This window comes from Acetatifactor sp., assembly GCF_982438285.1.
In genome coordinates, this window is sequence record NZ_CEWDFQ010000498.1 from 1 (window position 1) to 1,676 (window position 1,676).

Below are 1,676 nucleotides of genomic sequence, written 5' to 3' on the forward strand. Positions count from 1 at the left end.
ATCAGTGGAAGGTGGAAGAATTCGGCGGAAATGCTTCAGTGTATGTGATAGACGGAAAAACCGGAGATTTTATTATGGACACCTGGCATAAAACCCTTGGTAATTTGATTGATCTGGGAAGCCGCAGGATGAAGGCCGGCTACACGCCGGAACAGTTTACAGAGGATATTTTTGCAGGAGAGACAGGTTATGTTGTCTTTGTGTCAAGGACCATAGGGGACTATTTATATTTGTATTATGAGCCTTTGGAGATAAACGAATGGAGGCTTGCGATTTCTGTTCCTGAAAGCATTGTCTACGAGGACGCATATCATATCCGGCAAGTGTTCTATCTGTTTCTGGCTCTTGAGTTTCTTTTTTTCCTGCTTTATCTGATCTGGGTTTTGAAATATGTGAGACAGGAGACCAGAGAAAAACAAAAGAGGCTGGAGCTGATCAGCCATATACATGATGTGGAGCAGCTTTTGTTCATCGCCCATCAAAAAAATGAAAATATAGGCCTGGCTTTGGAGAAGATTGCGGAAATGACTGCATCCCAGTATGCTTTTTTTGAAACGGTATTGGATGAGACAAAGCCCCAGCTGTATTTGTGGCAGAGGGGCAGAAAAGCTGGAGAGGATTCTTTTCTGGAAACCAGGCAGGAGTGTGTGTTCCAGGATTATTTTCAGCAAAACAATAAGGATATAGCTGTTTTCAATGAAATAGAGGCCCTTCATGCTGGGAAAGAGATTTATAATTTGTTTAAGGAAAAGAGGCTGAAAAATTTAGTGGCCATTCCCGTAGAAAATATTAACGGAGCCCTGATCGGGGCTCTCGGGATTATCAATACGGACCTGAAATGGGTGGACTATGAACAGCTCAAAAGCGTTACCTTCAGCTTTTCCATGTTCTATCACAATATGCAGTCTTACACCATTGCAAGGAAGATGGGAGAGATCGATGTGCTCACGGGGCTGTTAAACCGCAACCGCTTTGAAAGGGATATCAGCTTTTACCAACAGCTGCAGGGAAGGTCTTTGGCCTGCATTTATCTGGATGCCAACGGCCTGCATGAGCTGAATAACGAAAAGGGCCATGCGGCAGGAGATGAAATGCTCAAAAATATTGCCGGGGAAATCAAAAGGGAATTTGGAGAGGAAAGCACCTACCGCATTGGCGGAGATGAATTTTTGATCTTTGTGACGGGGAAAACCCGGGAGGAAGTCCTGGAGATGGCGGCGAAGGTGCAGCAGGCGGCAAGGGAGAAGGGCTACGATGTGTCCGTCGGGGTACAATGGACGGAAAAGGTGGCTTCCGTCAGCCGGCTGATGAAGGAAGCAGAGTGGCAAATGTACGCGGACAAGGAAAGATATTACAGGGAGAGAGGAAAACGGCGCTGATAAGGCAGCGGTCTACAAAGCCGTCCTCTGCATACAGATAAGTCATACGCTTATATCGGCGTATGGCTTATTTTTTATAGAAAATGATAGAAAAAAGTATACAAAGTGCACAATAATCCCTTATAATAAAAGCGATAGAAACACATATTTTACAGCAGTATAAGGGGAAAGGAGAATACAAATGTATACGGTGGTTGTGGCGGATGACGAGGAAGAATTGAGAAAGGCGATTATCAGAAAGGGGGATTGGGAGAGTATAGGCTTTCAGGTGATTGGGGAAGCGGAAAACGGCATAGA

Annotated in this window: 1 protein-coding gene; it reads left to right on the forward strand. The window is 44.8% G+C overall.

The window, feature by feature from the left end:
- The coding region (locus AC1WIP_RS15660) for a diguanylate cyclase domain-containing protein (RefSeq protein WP_481142698.1) at window positions 1–1,379 on the forward strand (1,379 nt) is incomplete at its 5' end.
- Window positions 1,380–1,676: the final 297 nt, after the last annotated feature.